Raw genomic sequence first — 18,399 nt, forward strand, 5'->3', positions numbered from 1 at the left:
GCCCCCGAGGCCACGTTCACCGATCCGCGATCACTTTCTTGTCTGGCCGTCCGCGAAAGCCTCAGGAGCGGGCCTGGGGGTTGGAGGCGCGCAGCCGCTTCAGCTCCCACTCGCCGCCGGACGGCTTGCAACCGGTGCCGCGCACGAAGCGGTTGTTGGCGCCGCCCACCACCGTCGCGAGGAAGTCGCGGCAGATCTCGTCGCCGGCGACATAGGGAAGGCCGGTCGGGTTGATGGTGCCGCGCATCGCGGTCTCCGGGTTGTCCCACTTCACCGGGCGCCCGTTGCCCTGCGGATCGAGGGCGACGGAGAGCGCGGCATGGGCGCGGCGCCAATCCTCGCCGTCGAGGTCGCGCCCGAAGCTCGCGGGCCGCTTCGGGATGCTGCCGGTGACGAGCGGCTCGGGCGCGGCCGGCGCCTCCTCCGCCTTGAAGGACAGGATCGGCCCGCTGCACCCGCCGCAGGAGAGGGCGGCGAGGCCGAGGGTCAGCAGACCCGCGATCCGAGCCGCGAGGCCGCGTCGCGGCGCGTGCCCACGCGTCGAACCGGCTCTCCCTTCGGCGGAGAGCGCGCTGGCAAGGCCTTTACACGGACGCAGACGCATTACACCTGAACTCGAGACAGACGGGGGGGCCGACGGCGTTGCTGCCCAACGTCGGTGCCCCCCCGACCCGGCTGCCACAGGGAAGAAAATGGCCATCGATCGGTTAAGAGAGGGTGTTGCGGACGCGCCTTCGGTCCATCCGGACGACTTCACCTTGTCGTGCGACCCCTGGGCGCTGTTCGCGGCGTGGATGGCGGAGGCGGAGGCCTCCGAGCCCGTGGATGCCAACGCGATGGCGCTCGCCACCGCCGATCCGGACGGCCTGCCCGACGTTCGGGTGGTGCTGTTGAAGGGGTTCGATCCGCGCGGGCTCGTCTTCTACACCAACGCCGAGTCGGCCAAGGGCGGGCAACTTCTCGCCAACCCGCAGGCGGCGACGGTGCTGTACTGGAAGTCTCTCGGCCGGCAGATCCGCAGCCGCGGCCCCGTCTCTCCCGTGACGCGCGAGGAAGCCGACGCCTATTTCGCGAGCCGGCACCGCGACAGCCGCATCGGCGCCATCGCCAGCCAGCAATCGCGCCCGCTCACCGACCGCCCGACCCTGATGGCCGAGGTCGCCGCCCTGTCGGAGAAATACGAGAACGGCCCGGTGCCGCGCCCCGAGCACTGGCTCGGCTTCCGCATCGCCCCGGTGCAGTTGGAGTTCTGGCAGAACGGTGCCTACCGCCTGCACGACCGGGTGCGCTTCACGCGCGACGGAGACGGCTGGACCCGCGCGCGGCTCTATCCCTGATTTTGACGCCCTGATCGCGGACGATCAGGGCATCACCGAGCGGATCGCCGCGAGCAGGCTCTCGTCCGTGTAGGGCTTGCGGATGAACAGGCCGTCGGTCGGTACGTCGCCGGGCGAGGGCCGCACCTTGCCGGAGGTGATGACGATGCCGATGTGCGGCCAGCGCCGGTCGATGCAGGCGGCGAGCTTGATGCCGTCGATGCCCAGCGGCATGTCGATGTCGGTCACGACGACGCACACCGCCCCGCCCGCCTCCTGCTCCTGGTCGAGCATGCGGATCGCCTCGTTGCCGTTGGTGGCCTCGCGCACGGCGAAACCGGCTTCCACGATCATCTCGACCGCGGCGCATCGGATCACGGCATCGTCTTCCACGACAAGGACGGTCAGCCTCGCGTCCGTCTCGCTCACGCCTGTCGCATCCCTCGTCCGATCATGCGTCTGATCCTCCGGCACGATCCCTCGAATCCGCGACACCGCTCCGGGGTTGCATGAAGGCCGGCGCAGAACAAGCGCGGAAGACGAGCCGGGCCGTGTGGCACCGGCCCCGCTTCCGCAGGCGCGGGGCCGCCGCGTCTCCGGCACCTTTCGCAATGCAGCGCGGCCCTGGATTTCCGGCGGGGCGCGGCTTATCCCTTGGCGAAGACCCAGCTTGGCCCGCTCACCCGCGGTGCGCGGGGCGGGCAGCGAGGAACCGGCTTTGGCCTCATCCAACGATCGTCGACGGGTGCTGCTGCTCACCGGCGCCAGCCGGGGCATCGGGCACGCCACCGTCAAACGCTTCTCCGCCGCGGGCTGGCGGGTCATCACCTGTTCGCGCCACCCCTTCCCCGAGAACTGCCCCTGGGAGATGGGTCCGGAGGATCACCTTCAGGTCGATCTCGCCAACGCGGCGGACACGGTGCGCGGGGTGCGCGAGGTCGCCGAGCGGCTCGCCGCCGAGGGCGGCCTGCTGCACGCGCTCGTCAACAATGCCGGCATCTCGCCGAAGGGCCCGGAGGGCGAGCGGCTCGGCGCGCTCACCACGGAATACGAGGACTGGGCCCGCGTCTTCCAGGTCAACTTCTTCGCACCGATCCTGCTGGCGCGGGGCCTGTGCGACGAGTTGACCCGCGCGCGCGGCTCGATCGTCAACGTCACTTCGATCGCCGGCTCGCGGGTCCACCCCTTCGCGGGCGCCGCCTACGGCACCTCGAAGGCGGCGCTCGCCGGCCTCACCCGCGAGATGGCTGCGGATTTCGGGCCGCTCGGCGTGCGCGTCAACGCGATCTCGCCGGGCGAGATCGACACCTCGATCCTCTCGCCCGGCACCGACAAGCTGGTGGAGCAGATCCCGCAGCGCCGGCTCGGCACCCCGGACGAGGTCGCCAAGGCGATCTACTTCCTCTGCATCGAGGCGTCGTCCTACGTGAACGGCGCCGAACTCCACATCAACGGCGGCCAGCATGTCTGACCGCCGGGCGGTTCTCGCCGCCCTGCTGTCGCTGACCGCCCTCCCCGCCCTCGCGGTGGAGGATGGGAGCCGGGTCGAACCGGTCGCGCTGCCATTTGCCGTCAAGGCGATGCGCGGCCCCGGCAGCGACGTGGCCCTCTCCGTGGCGACCTCCGGATTGCTGCCGGTCGCCCGCGTCCCCGCAGGCGCCAGCGCCGACCCGAAGGCCACGGGCAACACCGCTCCGCCATCCGTCGTCGTGGTCTGGGGCGAGGGCGGCGGCGCCGTTCTCAGCCTCGACGGCGACCGGTTGCGCACCACGCTGATCGGCGCCGAGGCGATCGAAGGGTTTGCCGCGGCCGAGACACCGCGCGGGGCCGTGCCGGGCTCGCACCGTGCCCTTGAGGGGCCGCTCAGCGCCTATCTCACCGGGCCGACCCGTGCGCTCGGTGGCGCGCCGGGCCAGGGGACCGTGCTGACCGTGCGCGAGCGCCAGCCGCTCGGCGTCACCGCCGAGCCCAAGGCCGTGCCGGTGACGACCCAGACCCTGGCCCCGGGGGACGGCCGGGTCTTTGCCGGCCGCACGCCCCAGATCACCCGTCTCGACGGCCGCCCGGCCGTGGCCGCCGTGACCGCGCAGGGTCCGGCCATCTCCGGCCTTGCCGTCGCGGCGAAGGGAGCGGACGGCGTCTGGACGCTCCGGGCGCAGACGCCGCCGCAGGCCGGCAAGGGACCGGAGGGCGCGCCGCTGGCGCTTGCTGCCATCGCCGACTTCACCGGGACCGGCCAGCCGCAGATCGCTGCGATCCGCGCGCCCGACGGCGAGGGCGTGCTCCAGCTCTGGCGCATCGCCGACGGGACCTTGAGCCTCGCGGGCGAAGCGCCGGGCTTTGCCGGCCCGGTGGCGGGCGAAGCGGCGGATCTCGCCGCCCCCGTTGCCCGAGGCGGTGGTGCCCCACCCGATCTCGCCCTGCCGGTGGCGGGCCGCGGCGCCGTCGCGGTGGTGTCGCTGAAGGGCGGCAGCCCCGTCGAGCGGGCGCGTCTGCCCCTGCCCGCTCCGGCCGCCCACGGCGTCGCCGTGCTCGACGCGGGCGGAACCGCCAAAACGATCCTCGTCGGCCTCGCCGACGGGCGCCTCGTCGCGGTCTCCGCGCCGTGAGCGACCCGGGACAGGAGGACGGGCGGCTGTTTCCGGCACGCCCGCTGATCGGCGTTTCGGTCGCGGTGATCCGGGACGGCCTCGTTCTGCTCGCCGCCCGGGCCAACGAGCCGATGCGCGGCGTCTGGACCCTGCCCGGCGGCCTCGTGGAAGCGGGCGAATCCCTCGCCGCGGGGGCGTTGCGCGAATTGCAGGAGGAGGTCGGGTCGCTCGCCGAAGTGGTCGGCCCGAGCCTGACGCCGACCGAGATCATCCTGCGCGACGAGACCGACCGCATCCGCCACCATTACGTGATCCATCCCCACGCCGCCTTGTGGCGCGCCGTCGAGCCGGCACCGGGGCCGGAAGCGCTCGCCGTGCGCTGGGCCAGCCTCGACGAGGTCGCGGGCCTGACCACCACGCCGGGGCTGATCGAGACCCTGCGCGAGGCGTTCTCCCGCATCCGGGCGGCGGCAGACGGTTCGGCGGACGGCTTGGGAAAAGGTTCGGCAAAAGGTTCGGCATGAGAACGGGACTTGCCCGCCTGATCCTGGCCAGCCTGCTCGCACTGACACCGGCGGCGGAGGCGTTCGCGCAGCAGCGCTCCGGCACGGCCCGATCCGCGCCGAAACCGCCGGAGAAGGAGAAGGAGCCGCCTCCCCCGGCGGAGCCGCCGCCCGCGCCCTATGACCGCGACCTGATGCGGCTCTCCGAGATCGTCGGGGCGCTCGCCTTCCTGCGCACGCTGTGCGCTGCGCCGGACGCCGCCGAATGGCCGGCGCGGATGAAGGCGATCCTCGACAGCGAGGGGATCACGCAGAGCCGCCGCGACCGTCTCGCCGGCGCCTATAATCGCGGTTTCCGCGGCTACAGCCTGACCTATCGGGTCTGCACCCCCGCCGCGAATGAGGCCGCCCGCCGTTTCGTCGCCGAGGGTGAGCGGCTTTCGCACGCCATCGCCGGGCGGTTCGGCGGTTAAGATCGTATCCGGCTCGATCGCATCGGGTCGGCGTCTCCGGAGCCTCGTCAATCGACCGAAAGCCGCTAGCCGCTTTTCGGGGCGATGCTCTAGATCCCTGTTTTGACAGGCATTCTTCTGCCGGGCCGATTTCCGTTGCATCAGAATCCGCTCCGGATTCGGCCGTGCGATCGCGTTTGTGGCGGCTGCGCCACACTCCGGAGGCCTTGCGAAATTCCTTCGCAATTGCGCCTCCGCGTTAACCTCTTCGCAATTCCCTGCTTCCCGGCCCGTGAAGGCTGCCGTATCGTGACGATGTCTTGCCGGCACTGTTCCGGCCGAGAAACGAAGCCGCCCGCCATGATCCACGATGCCGACACCGCAACCTTCGATGCCGACGCGGAGAGCAAGCGCCTCGCGCTCGGCCTCGTGACGGAAGCTTTCGCGGAGGGCTGCCTCGACGGGATCGACGGCGACTGCATGGCCCAGGCGGCCCTGTTCGCGGCGTTCCAGGAACTGGTCGCCACCTATGGCGAGGATGCGACGGCCCGCTATGCCGAGACTCTGCCGGAGCGGATCCGCGGCGGCGGGTTCACCACGACGCTGCAGCACTGATCGGCGGACGGGGGCGGAGGCGTGAGCCGGCTTCCTTGAACCGCAACGGGGGCGGTGCCGTCTGAAGGCCAGTCCCTACGGATCGCTTCGGCTTCGCCTCGCGGTGACGACGAGGCGGGCCTCCTACCGGCAACCCCCTCTGATCTGTCGCGTCCCGACGGCCTGAAACCGGCCTTCGCGACGTTTTTTGTCGCCAACTTCACTTGATCCCGGCAGGGCTTGAGAGCCTCCAGAGCCTTGCCCGGCGCGATGATGTCGAACGTCACGGGGGCCTCGCCGTCTCTCTCGACGCAGAGTTTCGACGTCGTTTTGACGAGCTTCAGGATATCCTCCGGATCGTTGGATCGGAGCAGGAGGGATCTGGGATCGAGGACGATCCAGTTCAGATCTGAATACACGTGGAAGTCTCCCGTCCGGAGCGTGGCCTTGACCTCTTGGTCCTTGGACCAGTTCCAGCCGGAGAATTTGAACTCCAGGGCTGCGATCTTCACGTTTCTGTCGGGCATCGAGACGACGGCGACGATCGTGGCGAGTTTCTTGCCGTCTGCGCGGGGGGGCGGGGCAACCGTCCGTGGTGAAGGCCCAAGAGCGCGAGGGCCGCGAAAAGCCATCCGCCCGATGGATCTCGCGGCGCGGCGCTACCCCGTCGGCAGCGCTTCCTCGAACACCACCGCCTCGCCCCGCGCGGGGTTGGCCAACTCGCCCTGCCACATCACCGGCGTGCCCCGCACCACCGTGCCCACCGGCCAGCCCGTGACGGTGAGCCCATCATAGGGCGTCCAGCCGCATTTCGAGGCGATCCACGCGTTGCGGATCGTCTCGCGGCGCTTGAGGTCCACCACGGTCACGTCGGCATCGTAGCCCACGGCGAGCCGCCCCTTGCGGGCGATGCCGAACAGGCGCTTCGGGCCGGCGCTGGTCAGATCCACGAGCCGGGCGAGGGAGAGCCGGCCGGCATTCACGTGGTCGAGCATGATCGGCACCAGCGTCTGCACGCCGGTCATGCCGGAGGGCGAGTCCGGATAGGGCTTGGCTTTCTCCTCCAGCGTGTGCGGCGCGTGGTCGGAGCCGAGGACGTCGACCACGCCCTGGGACAGCCCGCGCCAGATCCCGTCGCGGTGCCCGGCGTCGCGCACCGGCGGGTTCATCTGCACCAGCGTCCCGAGCCGGGCATAGGCTTCCGTTCCGTCGAGCGTCAGGTGGTGCGGCGTCACCTCGACGCTCGCGACATCCTTCGCCTCGGCCAGAATCGGCATCTCGTCCGCGGTCGAGATGTGCAGGATGTGGATGCGGGCCCCGGTCTCCCGCGCGAGCGCGATCAGCCGCTGCGTGGCCTTCACCGCCACCTCCGGCGAGCGCCAGACCGGGTGCGAGGCGGCATCGCCCGGCACGCGAAGGCCCTTGCGCTCGCGCAGCATCGGCTCGTCTTCCGAGTGGAAGGCGGCGCGGCGGCGGATCCGCTTCAGGATCTCGCGCACGCCGGCATCGTCCTCGACCAGCAGCGAGCCGGTGGAGGAGCCGATGAACACCTTGATTCCCGCCGCACCCGGCAGCCGCTCCAACGCGGCGACCTCGCCTGCATTCTCGTGGGTGCCGCCGACCCAGAAGGCGAAGTCGCAATGCATCCGGTGGTGGGCGCGGGTCACCTTGTCGGCGAGCGCTGCGGCGCTCGTGGTCTGCGGGTTGGTGTTGGGCATCTCGAACACCGCCGTGACGCCGCCCATCACCGCCGCGCGCGAGCCCGTTTCCAGGTCTTCCTTGTGGTCGAGACCGGGCTCGCGGAAATGCACCTGGCTGTCGATCACGCCGGGCAGGAGGTGCAGGCCGCGGCAATCGCGCCGCTCCTGCGCCGCCGCGCCCGAAAGGTCGCCGATGGCCGCCACCCGTCCGCCGCGGATGCCGAGATCGGCACGATGCTCGCCATCGTGGTTCACCAGCGTGCCGCCGGACAGGACGAGGTCGAAAGGCGCTTCCATCGGACTCTCCCGGTTCGTTCGTTGCGATTGAGACGAGGATAGCGGCGGCTTATGTCAGGCGTCCCACGCGTGCAACGCCGCCGTCCTGATCCGAGGAGATGCCATGCCGATCGCCCTGCTGCCGGACCGCGCCGTCGTTGCCGTCTCGGGTCCGGACGCGCTCCCCTTCCTGCAAGGCATCCTCACCTGCAACGTCGAGACGCTGCCGGAGGGCGAGGCGCGGCTCGGCGCGCTGCTGACGCCCCAGGGCAAGATCCAGTTCGATTTTCTGGTGTCCCGCACCGGGGATGGCTTTCGCCTCGATACCGCGGCCGAGCGCGTGGCCGACCTCGTCAAGCGGCTGGGGCTCTACCGCCTGCGCGCCAAGGTGAGCGTGGCCGCCGACCCGACGCTCGGCGTGGCCGCCGCCTGGGATGGGGCCGAGACCGCGGCCGAGATGGCGCGGGTGCGCGACGGGCGCCTGCCCGCGCTCGGCGAGCGGCTGTATTTCGCCGAGGGCGCCTTCTCGGCGGATGCAACGGAGGCGGATTACCATGCCCACCGCATCGGCCTCGGCGTGCCGGAAGGCGGGCGCGACTTCGCCTTCAGCGATGCCTTCCCGCACGAGGCGCTGATGGACCAGCTCGGCGGCGTGGACTTCAAGAAGGGCTGCTATGTCGGGCAGGAGGTGGTCTCGCGGATGCAGCACCGTGGCACCGCCCGCACCCGCATCCTGCCCATCGTCTACCGCGACGGCCCGGCACCGGAGCCCGGCACGGAGGTGATTGCAGGCGCGCGCAGCCTCGGCGTCACCGGCAGCGCGGCCGGTGACCGGGGGCTCGCCACGATCCGCCTCGACCGCCTCGGCGACGCGCTCGCCATCGGTGAGCCGGTGCGGGCGGGCGGCACGATCGCGGCCGTGGCCAAGCCCGATTTCGCCGGCTTCGCCTTCCCCACCGACACGGCCGTGGCCGGATGAGCGCGGATTCCAGCGGGCTGATCACCTCCCATCCCGACGGCTGTCCGCGCTGCTGGTGGCCGGGGACCGATCCGCTTTACGTCGCCTATCACGACACCGAGTGGGGCGTGCCGGAAACCGATTCCCGCGCGCTCTACGAAAAGCTGATCCTGGACGGGTTCCAGGCGGGCCTGTCGTGGATCACCATCCTGCGCCGCCGCGACGGCTTCCGCCGGGCCTTCGAGGGCTTCGAGCCGGAGCGGGTCGCCCGCTTCACGGACGACGATGTCGAGCGGCTGATGGGTGACACCGGCATCATCCGCAACCGCGCCAAGATCCGCGGCGCGATCAGCGGCGCGCGGGCGTGGCTCGCCATCGAGGAGGCGGGGCCGGGCTTCTCGCCCTTCCTCTGGGACTTTTGCGACGGCCGGCCGATCCAGACCAACGCGGCTACCCGCGCCGCGATCGCCACCGAAACCGATGTGTCAAGAAAGATGGGCAAGGCCCTGAAAGCGAAGGGCTTCACCTTCTGCGGCCCCACCATCGTCCACGCCTTCATGCAGGCGGTCGGCATGGTCAACGACCATCTCACCGGCTGTCACCGTCACGCGCCCTGCGCCGCCCTCGGCGAGGGCCGCCGCCCGTGAGCGCGGCCGTGAGCCCGTCCAAAAAGCCGGCGCGGGCGTGGCAGCGGATGCTGTCGGGCCGGCGGCTCGACCTGCTCGACCCCTCGCCGCTGGATGTCGAGATCACCGACATCGCCCACGGGCTGGCCCGCGTCGCCCGCTGGAACGGGCAGACGGCGGGCCCGCACGTCTTCTCCGTGGCGCAGCACTCGTTGCTGGTGGAGGCGATCGGCGGCGCCCTCGATCCGCGGATCGGCGCCCCGGAGCGGCTCGAATTGCTGCTCCACGACGCGCCGGAATACGTCATCGGCGACATCATCTCGCCGCTCAAGAACGCCATCGGCGACGCCTATCGCAGCGTCGAGCGGCGCCTGCTCGCGGCGATCCGCCAGCGCTTCGGGCTCGCCGCGCCCTCCCCGGCGCTCGCCCGTCTCGTCAAGCGGGCCGACCGCATCGCCGCGGCGATCGAGGCCACCCGGCTCGCCGGTTTTTCGAACGCGGAGGCCGACGGGATCTTCGGGCGCCCGCCGGTTCTGCCCGAGCCCATCGACGCCGAAATCGAGCGGCTGGTCGCCGGATGGCCGACGGCAGAGGCGGAGGCGTGCTATCTCGCCCGCTTCGCCGCGCTTCAGCGCGGAGCGTGAGACCTATAGCATCGTCCCGAAAGGTGGTTGCCGGCTTTCGGAAAAAGGATGCGCGTCAAAACAAGAGGATAGAGACGCCGACCTGATGCAATCAGGTCGGATACGGCTCTAGAAGAGAATGCCCGTCATCCACGTCTGCTCTCTTTCGCGCCTGCCGGAAACCGTCGCGGCCTCCGGCGCGAGCCATCTCGTCACGCTGGCCACGCTCGGCAGTGCGGTGGAGCGCCCGGCCGCGATCCGTGCCGAGCACCATCTGCGCGTCGGCTTCAGCGACATCGTCGCGCCGATGGAGGGGCACCTGCCGCCGGGCGAGGCGCATGTGCGCGCCGTCCTCGACTTCGTGGCCGCCTGGCCGCGCGAAAAGCCGATGGTGATCCATTGTTACGCCGGGATCAGCCGCTCCACCGCGGCGGCCTTTGCCGCGGCCTGCGCCCTGCGACCGGATTGGGACGAGGCGGAACTCGCGCAAGACGTGCGGCGGATCGCGCCGAGCGCCACGCCGAATCGCCTGTTCGTCGCGATCGCCGACCGCCTGCTCGGACGCGAGGGGCGGATGAGCGCCGCCGTCGCTGGAATAGGGCGCGGCGCCGAGGCCTTCGAGGGCACGCCGTTCCATCTCACCTTGGCGTGACGGGCGCGCCGGGCGGAGATCGGTCGCACGCAATCGACCCGGGCTTGTGCGACCGCACGTCGCCCGTCATAACCCGCCCCAAAGGGAATCCGGGATGAACGATCTTACACCCGACGCATCTGCCGCGGCGGCGCCGGGCGATCTGCCGTTCGAGCGGGCGCTGGAGCAGCTCGAGGAGATCGTGCGCCGGCTGGAGCGCGGCGACGTGCCCCTCGACGAATCGGTGGCGATCTACGAGCGCGGCGAGGCGCTCAAGCGTCACTGCGAGACCCTGCTGAAGCGGGCCGAGGCCCGCATCCAGAAGATCGCCATCGGACCGGACGGCCGGGCCGCCGGCACCGCGCCGCTCGACGTCGAGTAGGTGGCGCCGGTGCTGTATCAATCACGACAAAACTCATCGCGCGCAAAGGTTTGCGCGCCGTTCCTTACTTCGGGCATGAGGCTGGTCCGGTGGCACTAGCGGACACGACGATCCTTGAGGGTCTTGAGACGCCGGATCGTCTCCGGCTTCTGCCGGAGAGCGAGCTGCGGCGGGTGGCCGACGCCGTGCGGGCCGAGATGATCGACGCGGTGTCGATCACCGGCGGCCATCTCGGCTCGGGCCTGGGCGTGGTCGAACTGACGGTGGCGCTCCACCACGTCTTCGACACCCCCGACGACCGCATCGTCTGGGACGTCGGCCACCAGTGCTACCCGCACAAGATCCTGACGGGCCGGCGCGACCGCATCCGCACCCTGCGCCAGGGCGGGGGGCTGTCGGGCTTCACCAAGCGCTCGGAGAGCGAGTACGACCCCTTCGGCGCGGCCCACTCCTCCACCTCGATCTCCGCCGCGCTCGGCATGGCCGTGGCGCGCGACCTCGAGGAGGCGGACGCCAAGGCCAGGGGCGGCCCGGCACCGAAGCGCCGCAACATGATCGCGGTGATCGGCGACGGCTCGATGTCGGCGGGCATGGCCTACGAGGCGATGAACAATGCCGGCGCGCTGCACTCGCGCCTGATCGTCATCCTCAACGACAACGACATGTCGATCGCGCCCCCCGTCGGCGCGATGTCGGCCTACCTCGCGCGGCTCGCCTCGGGCGGCACCTACCGGTCGCTCCGCGAGACCGCCAAGCAGCTCGGCAAGCTGCTGCCGAAGGCGCTCTACCAGCGCGCGGCGGCGGCGGAAGAGTATGCCCGCTCGCTGATCGTCGGCGGCGGCACGATGTTCGAGGAGATGGGCTTCCACTATGTCGGCCCGGTCGACGGGCACAACCTCGATCACCTGCTCCCCGTTCTGAAGAACGTGCGCGATTCGGATCAGGGCCCGATCCTGCTCCACGTCGTCACGCAGAAGGGCAAGGGCTACGCGCCGGCTGAGGCCTCCGCCGACCGCTATCACGGCGTGGTCAAGTTCGACGTGGTCTCCGGCGTCCAGGCCAAGGCCAAGGCGAACGCCCCGGCCTATACCCGCGTGTTCGGCGAGAGCCTGATCAAGGCGGCCGACGCCGATCCGAAGGTGGTGGCGATCACCGCGGCGATGCCCGGCGGCACCGGGATCGACCTGTTCGGCAAGGCGCATCCCGACAAGACCTTCGACGTCGGCATCGCCGAGCAGCACGCGGTGACCTTTGCCGGCGGCCTCGCCACCGAGGGCTACAAGCCGTTCGTGGCGATCTACTCGACCTTCCTGCAGCGAGCCTACGATCAGGTCGTGCACGATGTCGCGCTGCAGAACCTACCGGTGCGGTTCTGCCTCGACCGGGCGGGACTGGTGGGCGCGGACGGCGCCACGCATGCGGGCGCGTTCGATCTGGCCTATCTCTGCTGCCTGCCGAACATGACGGTGATGGCGGCGGCCGACGAGGCGGAACTGGTGCACATGGTGGCCACCGCCCACGCGCACGATTCGGGTCCGATCGCGCTGCGCTACCCGCGCGGCGAGGGGGTCGGCCTCGAGCTGCCGGAGAAGGGCGAACCGCTGGCGATCGGCCGCGGCCGCGTGGTGCGGCGTCCGGAAGGGGCGCGGGTGGCGCTTCTCTCGCTCGGCACGCGGTTGTCGGAGGCGCTGAAGGCGGCCGATGCGCTGGAGGCGGAGGGTGTCGTGGCCACGGTCGCGGATGCGCGCTTTGCCAAGCCGTTGGACGCCGAGCTGATCGTCGATCTGGCGATGAGCCACGAGGTTCTGGTGACGGTGGAGGAGGGCTCGGTCGGCGGCTTCGGCGCGATGGTGCTGCACCTCTTGGCCGAGCGCGGCGTGCTCGACACGGGCCGGGTCCGGGTCCGCACGCTGACGCTGCCGGACAGCTACCAGGACCACGACAAGCCGGAGAAGATGTACGCCGAGGCCGGGCTCGATGCCGACGGCATCCTCAAGGCCGTCCGCGCCGCCCTGCCGGAGAAGGCGGCGCAGCGCGAAGGCAGCGTGGTGAGCCTGAAGCGGTAACCTCCGACAACACCCTCCCCCCGCAGAGGGGGGAGGGCACAGCGGGGCGCGTTACTTGATGACCGCGCAGCCGATGCGCGCACCCGCGCCGCCGATGGGCTGGCTCGTGTGGTCGTCCTCGTTGGCATGGATGATCAGCGCCGAGCCGTCGCCGTCGCGCAGGCCGCCCTCGCCGGTCAGCGGGGTCTCGCTCGACACTTCCGCGTTCACCGAGCCGTCGGCGTTGGCGTAGACGTTGGGAAGGTCGCCCTCGTCCGGGCCGTCCGGGTTGAGCAGGCCGTGCTTGCTCTGGTCGTGGTTCACGTGGGCCTTCGACTTCTCGAACTTCTCCGTGTCCGAGCAGTCGCCGACGGCGTGGAAATGGATGCCGTGCCAGCCCGGAGGCAGGCCGCCCGGCTGGATCGACAGCCGCATGACGAGGGAATTCGCCCCGTCGCGGATCATGATCTTGCCGATGCTGTCACCCTTGCCGTTGGTGATCGCGCTCTCGTAGGTCTGCGGCGCGCCGGCACTCTCCGTCTTGGCGGGGGCCGGCTCCTTCGGAGCCTCCTTGGCATCCTGCGCGAAGGCGGACCCGGCAAGGCCGGCGAGCAGGGCCGCGGCAAAAGGGAGGGCGACCGGTATACGGCGGATGGCAGGCGTCGTGGCCCCTCGCATGATGGCACCTCTCATGAACTGACTCACTCCGTTGCTGCAGCCCGGCGGTTCCGCCCGGCATTCCGCCACCGCTTGAGGCGCTGCGCAATCCGGGCTACCCGGCAAAAGCGGATTTCGCATCGCCCTTTTCGGGCGAGCCGGCACGCACCGTCTCAGGCGATGCTGTAGGTAACGCGAAGCGGCGCGTTCCGACAGGGGACGGGCCGACCCGTCTCGATCACGTGAGCATCGTCCCGAAAGGCGGCCACCGGCTTTTGGAAAAGTACGATGCACCATCAAAATTCGAGATTCTCCCCCAGGATCGGCTATTCGGAACGAGGATCCCGGGCACGGCGGAGCGATTTTCGGAAGGGAGACCGATGACGGGCGAGCGGCTCCGGGCCGACCGGTTCCTGGTCGAGCGCGGACATTTCCGCAGCCGGGCACAGGCGCGGGCGGCGATCGAGGCCGGCCTCGTCAGCGCCGACGGCCGCCTCGTCACGCGCCCCTCGGATCTGGTCGAGGCCAGCGCCCGGATCGAGGCCTCGGCCCCCCATCCTTACGTCTCCCGCGGCGGCCTCAAGCTCGCCGCGGCGCTCGATGCCTTCGGCCTCGACCCCACGGGCCTGCCTTGCCTCGATGTCGGCGCCTCGACCGGCGGCTTCACCGACGTGCTGTTGCGGCGCGGCGCCGCGCATATCCACGCGGTCGATGTCGGCCGCGACCAGCTCGACGCCGCCCTGCGCGCCGACCCACGGGTGACCAGCCTGGAGGGCACCGATATCCGCGCCCTCTCTCCGGGTGCGCTTCAGCCCGCGCCGCAGCTTGCCACCATCGATGTGAGCTTCATCGGCCTGCGCCTCGTTCTGCCGGCTGTGGCGGCGCAGCTTACCAACAAGGCCGCCATCGCCGCGCTGATCAAGCCGCAATTCGAGGCCGGGCGCGAGCGGGTCGGGCGCGGCGGCATCGTGCGCGATGCCGAGATTCATGCCGAGGTCTGCGAGGGCGTGCGCGCCGTGCTCGTCGGCCTCGGATTCACCGTGTCGGGGCCGATCCCCTCCCCCATCGAGGGTGGCGACGGCAACCGCGAGTTCCTGGTCGCCGCGAGGCGTTCCTCTCATGATTGATCCCATGTCCGACGTAATCGAAGAGACTTTGACCATCGCCCGGCTCGGCGCCCGCGGCGACGGCCTCACGGAGGGCGGTCTGGCGGTGCCCGGCGCCCTGCCCGGCGAGCGCGTGCGGGTGCAGCGCGGTGACCGCATCGGCACGCTGATCGCCGTGGAGGAGGCGTCGCCGGAGCGGATCGCGCCGTTCTGCCCGTATTTCTCGGCCTGCGGCGGCTGCGCCGTGCAGCACCTCGCCCCCACCCCTTACGCGGAGTGGAAGCGCGGCATCGTCGCCGGGGCGCTGGGACAGGCGCGCATCGAGACTACGCTGATGCCACTCCTCGACGCGCAGGGAGAGGGCCGGCGGCGGATCACCCTGCATGTGCGCGAGATCGAGGGCCGGGCGCGGGCCGGGCTGATGGCCGCGCGCAGCCATGCGCTGGTGCCGATCGACCATTGCCCGATCACCGTGCCTAGCCTGCACCGGGCGCCGGCTGTCGCCGAGGCGCTCGCCGCCCCGCTCGGGCACGGCCGCAAGCCGCTCGACATCGCCGCCACCGCCACCGCGACCGGCCTCGACATGGACATCCGCGGCCACGGGCAGGTGAGCGAGGGCGTCCGCGGCGTTCTCACACGGCTCGCCGGCGAACTCGACCTCGCCCGGCTGTCGATCCACGGCGACGTGGTGGTCGAGCGCCGCCCGCCCGCCGTCGGCGAGGGGCCGGCCCGGCGCGTGCCCCCCCCCGGCAGCTTCCTTCAGGCGACGCAGGCCGGCGAGGCGACCCTGACCGCCCTGGTGCTGGAGGCCATGGACGAGGGCAAGGCCAAGGTGCGGCGCGTCGGCGACCTGTTCTGCGGCAGCGGTCCCTTCGCCCTGACGCTCGCTGCGGGGGCCCGCGAGGTCCATGCCGCCGACGGCGAGGCCGCGGCGATCACCGCGCTGACCCGCGCCTACCGGGCCGGAGCCGGTTACGCCCGGATCACGGCGGAGGCGCGTGACCTGTTCCGCCGCCCGCTGCTCGGGCCGGAACTCGACGCGCTCGATGCGGTGGTGTTCGACCCGCCCCGCGCCGGGGCCGAGGCGCAGGTGCGCCGGATCGCGGAATCGAAGGTGCCCCTCGTCGTCGGCGTCGCCTGCGATCCCGGCACCTTCGCCCGCGACGCCGCGACCCTGATCGCGGGCGGCTACCGGCTGGAGCGGGTCACGCCGGTCGATCAGTTCGCATGGTCGGCCCATGTCGAGCTGGTCGGCGTGTTCCGCAAGCAGGCGAAGGGCACCGGCCGAACGCTGCGTCGCCCGCGCTGAAACCGAGGGGAGGGAGATCGGGGCGCTGCCCCGAGACCCCGCCAAAGGGGTGATCCCTTTGGGATCCCAGGATCTCAGCGCAGACCTGCAGCCGCAAGGGCTTCGCGCAGGGGCTCGGGGTCGATTGCGAAATCCCGAAGATATTCGGGCGCGTCCGATGGAATCCGGGGGCCGAACACCGCCGCATAATCCTGGCCGCAGGCGGTGGCGATCTCGCCATAGAACCGGTCCTCCCAGCCCTCCGGCACGAGGTGGATGACCGGCGTGCCGGGCCGGCAGAAGACCGTGTTGGCCATCCCCGCCCCGGCGATGCCGACCACGATCTCGGCGGCCGAGAACCGCACCACCTGCTGCCGCACGCTGGTGAGTTCGGGATCGAACGCCTGGAAGCCGAGGCCGCGCAGCAGGCCGAGCACGGCGTCGCGGTTGGCGAGCCCCCGGCCCCGGCCCGGATGCCGGTCCACGAACAGGCGCCGGCCTCGCCCGGTCAGCGTCCGTAACGCGAACAGCCCGCGCGGCAGCCGCGTCCGCGCCCGCATCTGCCCGGTGAGATAGCGCAGCGCGTGCGGCGACTTGCCCGTGCTCGGCAGGCTGCACGGCGTGGCGTGGTGCAGGCGCGCGAAGCGGTAGGTCTTGTCCCGGTCGAGGAAGCGGATCGAGACCCGATGGCGCAGCAGGAGCTGGATCGAGCGGCGCCGCGCCGCGTCGATATGCGGGAAGTAGGACACCAGCGCGACGGTGATCGGCACCCGCGGATGACGTTTGCGCAGCAGCGCGAGCGCGTGCAGCCGGGGCAGGTCGTCGATCAGCCAATGGCCGTAATTGAACGAGCCCGCCGAGTTGAGCAGGAAGACGAGGCCCGCCGTAGCGATGGTCTCGTCCACGTGCAGGAAGCCGGGACCGGGGCCGGGCACCACGTGCCGCTCCTGCGGCCGGTAGGTCTCGAACAGCACCTGCGGCCGGCCGTCCGCGATATGGAACAGGGCGTTGCCCGCAAGCCGGACATCGCGGGTCTCGCACAGCAGCGTCGGCGGACCCGGCGGGCGCGGCGCCGCGAGCGCGGCCCCCTGCTTCTCGCGAAAGGCGGCAGAACCGCCGAACAGGCGCGGCGGCTCGGGGTCGTGCGCGGGAAAGCCGGGAAACACGGCGCCGACCACTTCGGTGAGCGGGCTCACCCGCTCCCGCAGCCGCTCGAGCAGGGCGGCATCGCCCGCGAACCCGCCGTCGCGGTACAGGTGCCCGGCCTCGCAGGTGAGGACGAGGTTGTCCTCGATCAGCCGGGCATGCGCCGCGGCCTCATCCGCTTGCGTGTCGTTCAAGCCTGCTCCTCGCGGGTTCTGCGGTGAAGCCCGTCCATTCAAGGAATTCGCAACACCGCTCGGGCACCGTCATCGCCCCGGAAGCCGGAGGCCGCCTTTCGGGACGATGCCCTAGACCCTTGTCTTTGCATCATCTTTTTCCGAAAGCCGGAGGCCAGCTTTCGGGACGATGCTCTAGCATATCGCTGCGGGCGAAGTCCGACGCCTATCTTGCGCGCCCGGCCGCATTTGCCTCGGAGCGGCCGGCGCCTGTAGAGCCACGGCCCGCCCGCGCGTTCGGCATCGGCGAAGACGGTTGAGGAAGGGCGCGACTTCGTGTCGGACACGGTCACCGATCACATTCATGTCGGCAAGGACGGTTGGCTGTTCGTCGTCGCCGGAAGCAACAACGTCATCGCGCAGTTCAACGAGTCGGGCTTCATGGCCCACCAGACCGAACTGTGGCGCCAACGCATCGCCGGCCGTGCGGCGCGGGCGCGTGAACGCGGCATCGCGTACCACCACGTCGTCGTACCGGAAAAGCTCAGCGTCTACGATGGCTTCCTGGACGGGATCGCGGTCGATCACCGCCTCTCTCCCGCCCGCCGCCTGATCCGCGGCCTGCCGCGGCGGCGGTGGTTCTCCCGGTTGAGGGGGCATCTCCGGGAATGGCCGGTCACGCGCATTCTGCGGCAGACCTGCATCGACCTCGTCGAGCCGATGCGGGCGGCCCGCGCGGGTGAAGACCTGTTCTACCGCACCGACAGCCACTGGACCTTCGCCGGCTGCCACCTCGCCTATCGCGAGATCTGCCGCGCGCTGCGGGCCACGCCCTGCCCGGACCTCGCAGAGCGTGGATTCCGCGAGACCGAGATTTCCGGCGATCTCGGAGGCCGGTTCGATCCACCGCGCACCGAACGGACGCGCATCCACGACCTGCAGCGCGATGCCGTGCGCCGCTACGCCAGCCCGATCGTGGCGGCGCGGGAGGCGGCCGGCCGCGCCGACACGCTCCATGTCGGCTCGCACGTGATCTACGCCAACGCCGCCGCCCGCGACCCGCGCCGCCTCGTCCTGTTCGGCGACTCGTACTCGCACTTCGCGCCGCTGATGCTGACCATCATGCTCGCCGAGACCTTCGCCGAGGTGCACTTCGTCTGGAGCACGTCGGTCGATTGGTCCTACGTGGAGCGGGTCCGGCCCGACATCCTGCTCACCGAGATCGCCGAGCGGTTCATGTTCCGCGTGCCCGACGACGCGTTCAACCTCGACGACTACGCCGCCGAACGGTTCGGGGAGGAGGTGGGCGGGGAAGGCGGCGCGGCAGCTTGA

The 18,399-nt window shown here is 70.9% G+C and carries 21 protein-coding genes; 15 read left to right on the forward strand and 6 right to left on the reverse strand.

Translation table 11 applies throughout. From position 1 onward, the window contains the following. Nucleotides 1-61: 61 nt before the first annotated feature. Nucleotides 62-604: an RT0821/Lpp0805 family surface protein gene (locus Y590_RS20775; RefSeq protein WP_060771513.1), complete on the reverse strand. Its 543-nt coding sequence runs from the start codon at nucleotides 602-604 to the stop codon at nucleotides 62-64. Between the two features lie 88 nt (nucleotides 605-692). Between Y590_RS20775 and pdxH the strand changes: the two genes are divergently transcribed. Further along, nucleotides 693-1,337 (forward strand): pyridoxamine 5'-phosphate oxidase, encoded by a 645-nt coding sequence (pdxH, locus tag Y590_RS20780; protein ID WP_060771514.1) that lies wholly within the window; start codon nucleotides 693-695, stop codon nucleotides 1,335-1,337. A 24-nt stretch (nucleotides 1,338-1,361) separates the two neighbouring features. On the opposite strand, the gene Y590_RS20785 is transcribed toward pdxH, so the two are convergent. Next, nucleotides 1,362-1,745, reverse strand: a complete 384-nt coding sequence (locus Y590_RS20785; RefSeq protein WP_060771515.1) for a response regulator — start codon at nucleotides 1,743-1,745, stop codon at nucleotides 1,362-1,364. Between the two features lie 319 nt (nucleotides 1,746-2,064). Between Y590_RS20785 and Y590_RS20790 the strand changes: the two genes are divergently transcribed. The 5 genes from Y590_RS20790 to Y590_RS20810 all read left to right on the forward strand — a co-directional run bounded on the left by Y590_RS20790 (nucleotide 2,065) and on the right by Y590_RS20810 (nucleotide 5,477). After that, nucleotides 2,065-2,787 (forward strand): SDR family NAD(P)-dependent oxidoreductase, encoded by a 723-nt coding sequence (locus Y590_RS20790; protein ID WP_060772393.1) that lies wholly within the window; start codon nucleotides 2,065-2,067, stop codon nucleotides 2,785-2,787. Continuing rightward, entirely contained in the window at nucleotides 2,780-3,925 is a 1,146-nt protein-coding gene (locus Y590_RS20795) for a hypothetical protein (protein ID WP_060771516.1), read from the forward strand. The genes Y590_RS20790 and Y590_RS20795 overlap by 8 nt, the downstream gene beginning before the upstream one ends. Further along, nucleotides 3,922-4,431 carry an NUDIX hydrolase gene (locus tag Y590_RS20800; RefSeq protein ID WP_060771517.1) on the forward strand — a complete coding sequence of 170 codons (510 nt, stop codon included), beginning with the start codon at nucleotides 3,922-3,924 and terminating at the stop codon, nucleotides 4,429-4,431. The genes Y590_RS20795 and Y590_RS20800 overlap by 4 nt, the downstream gene beginning before the upstream one ends. Next, the gene (locus tag Y590_RS20805) at nucleotides 4,428-4,883 is read left to right on the forward strand and encodes a TIGR02301 family protein (protein WP_060771518.1); all 456 of its coding nucleotides are present in this window, start codon (nucleotides 4,428-4,430) and stop codon (nucleotides 4,881-4,883) included. Before Y590_RS20800 ends, Y590_RS20805 begins: the two co-directional genes overlap by 4 nt. Nucleotides 4,884-5,222: 339 nt before the next feature. Continuing rightward, nucleotides 5,223-5,477 (forward strand): hypothetical protein, encoded by a 255-nt coding sequence (locus Y590_RS20810; protein ID WP_003604705.1) that lies wholly within the window; start codon nucleotides 5,223-5,225, stop codon nucleotides 5,475-5,477. Here the strand turns inward: Y590_RS20810 and Y590_RS27440 are convergent. Together Y590_RS27440 and Y590_RS20820 are read right to left on the reverse strand one after the other, a co-directional pair. Next, entirely contained in the window at nucleotides 5,414-5,968 is a 555-nt protein-coding gene (locus Y590_RS27440) for a hypothetical protein (RefSeq protein ID WP_286161791.1), read from the reverse strand. The two genes, Y590_RS20810 and Y590_RS27440, sit on opposite strands and share 64 nt — an antisense overlap. Nucleotides 5,969-6,115: 147 nt before the next feature. Then, on the reverse strand, nucleotides 6,116-7,453 hold the full coding sequence (locus tag Y590_RS20820) for a dihydroorotase (RefSeq protein WP_060771520.1): 1,338 nt from the start codon (nucleotides 7,451-7,453) through the stop codon (nucleotides 6,116-6,118). 103 nt (nucleotides 7,454-7,556) lie between these two features. Between Y590_RS20820 and ygfZ the strand changes: the two genes are divergently transcribed. From ygfZ to dxs, 6 genes are all read left to right on the forward strand, one after another. Continuing rightward, nucleotides 7,557-8,411: a CAF17-like 4Fe-4S cluster assembly/insertion protein YgfZ gene (gene ygfZ, locus Y590_RS20825; RefSeq protein ID WP_060771521.1), complete on the forward strand. Its 855-nt coding sequence runs from the start codon at nucleotides 7,557-7,559 to the stop codon at nucleotides 8,409-8,411. Further along, on the forward strand, nucleotides 8,408-9,037 hold the full coding sequence (locus Y590_RS20830) for a DNA-3-methyladenine glycosylase I (RefSeq protein ID WP_060771522.1): 630 nt from the start codon (nucleotides 8,408-8,410) through the stop codon (nucleotides 9,035-9,037). Before ygfZ ends, Y590_RS20830 begins: the two co-directional genes overlap by 4 nt. Then, a complete protein-coding gene (locus Y590_RS20835) occupies nucleotides 9,034-9,660 on the forward strand; it encodes an HD domain-containing protein (RefSeq protein WP_060771523.1) in 627 nt (208 codons plus the stop codon). The genes Y590_RS20830 and Y590_RS20835 overlap by 4 nt, the downstream gene beginning before the upstream one ends. 118 nt (nucleotides 9,661-9,778) lie before the next feature. Continuing rightward, on the forward strand, nucleotides 9,779-10,291 hold the full coding sequence (locus tag Y590_RS20840) for a tyrosine phosphatase family protein (RefSeq protein WP_060771524.1): 513 nt from the start codon (nucleotides 9,779-9,781) through the stop codon (nucleotides 10,289-10,291). 94 nt (nucleotides 10,292-10,385) lie between these two features. After that, nucleotides 10,386-10,652, forward strand: a complete 267-nt coding sequence (locus Y590_RS20845) for an exodeoxyribonuclease VII small subunit (protein WP_060771525.1) — start codon at nucleotides 10,386-10,388, stop codon at nucleotides 10,650-10,652. Nucleotides 10,653-10,741: 89 nt separating this feature from the next. After that, a complete protein-coding gene (gene dxs, locus Y590_RS20850) occupies nucleotides 10,742-12,718 on the forward strand; it encodes a 1-deoxy-D-xylulose-5-phosphate synthase (protein ID WP_060771526.1) in 1,977 nt (658 codons plus the stop codon). A 51-nt stretch (nucleotides 12,719-12,769) separates the two neighbouring features. Here dxs and Y590_RS20855 read toward each other — a convergent pair whose 3' ends face one another. After that, complete coding sequence (locus Y590_RS20855; protein WP_060771527.1) at nucleotides 12,770-13,375, reverse strand: superoxide dismutase family protein; 606 nt, start codon at nucleotides 13,373-13,375, stop codon at nucleotides 12,770-12,772. Between the two features lie 359 nt (nucleotides 13,376-13,734). Between Y590_RS20855 and Y590_RS20860 the strand changes: the two genes are divergently transcribed. Both Y590_RS20860 and Y590_RS20865 read left to right on the forward strand, forming a co-directional pair. Further along, nucleotides 13,735-14,481, forward strand: coding sequence for a TlyA family RNA methyltransferase (locus Y590_RS20860; protein WP_060771528.1), 747 nt, complete (start codon nucleotides 13,735-13,737; stop codon nucleotides 14,479-14,481). A 4-nt stretch (nucleotides 14,482-14,485) separates the two neighbouring features. After that, nucleotides 14,486-15,769 carry a class I SAM-dependent RNA methyltransferase gene (locus Y590_RS20865; RefSeq protein ID WP_201026752.1) on the forward strand — a complete coding sequence of 428 codons (1,284 nt, stop codon included), beginning with the start codon at nucleotides 14,486-14,488 and terminating at the stop codon, nucleotides 15,767-15,769. A 74-nt stretch (nucleotides 15,770-15,843) separates the two neighbouring features. Here the strand turns inward: Y590_RS20865 and Y590_RS20870 are convergent, their stop codons facing one another. Next, a complete protein-coding gene (locus tag Y590_RS20870; RefSeq protein WP_060771530.1) occupies nucleotides 15,844-17,088 on the reverse strand; it encodes a glycosyltransferase family 61 protein in 1,245 nt (414 codons plus the stop codon). Between the two features lie 315 nt (nucleotides 17,089-17,403). Here Y590_RS20870 and Y590_RS20875 point away from each other — a divergent pair, with 315 nt between their 5' ends. After that, nucleotides 17,404-18,399, forward strand: coding sequence for an alginate O-acetyltransferase AlgX-related protein (locus Y590_RS20875; protein WP_060771531.1), 996 nt, complete (start codon nucleotides 17,404-17,406; stop codon nucleotides 18,397-18,399).

Source organism: Methylobacterium sp. AMS5 (assembly GCF_001542815.1).
Lineage (GTDB): Bacteria > Pseudomonadota > Alphaproteobacteria > Rhizobiales > Beijerinckiaceae > Methylobacterium.